General features: G+C 32.8%; 1 pseudogene. It reads left to right on the top strand.

Features of this window, described 5'->3' with window-relative positions:
• Positions 1–55: 55 nt before the first annotated feature.
• A pseudogene (locus tag IQR33_RS20005) lies at positions 56–579 on the top strand (serine/threonine protein kinase); the annotation flags it as partial.

Here is a 579-nt window from a genome sequence, read left to right on the forward strand (position 1 = left end):
TTTTCATTGAGCAGAAAGGTATATATTCCCCCATCATTTATACGGAGTTCTTGTGATGGAAGACAGTAATAAAAACAATTCTATAAATAACGAAGAAAGCGGAGATAAAACTAAAATTGTAAAGACTCAAAAACGAGACAATGCAGTTAAATCAACCAAACTCACTAATAATGAAACCTCCGTTAAAAATAAAAATGAAACAAATACAAAACTGTCTCAAAAAGAAAACACTCCGTTAGTTAATAAGAAAAAAAACAATAAAGATGACTCATTAAATAATAACAAAGATGTTATTAACGAAAGCTTAATAGGAGCGACCGTTAAAAATCGGTATGAAATTGAGTCGGTTATTGGACATGGTGGGCTTTGCGATGTTTACTTAGCTAAAGATAGGATTCTTGAATCTTCAGGTTCAGAAACACCCTACGTTGCGTTAAAAATATTACAGAAAGAGTTTGCTTCTCAACCAGAGACTGCACGCATGTTAATACGTGAAGCTCAACAAACTCAAAGGTTAAGCCACCCTAATATCATTAGGGTTTTTGATTTTGGTGTTGATGGCGAAATATACTTTTTAGT

It is taken from the genome of Vibrio sp. OPT46 (assembly GCF_015163535.1).
Taxonomy (GTDB): Bacteria; Pseudomonadota; Gammaproteobacteria; order Enterobacterales; family Vibrionaceae; genus Vibrio; species Vibrio alginolyticus.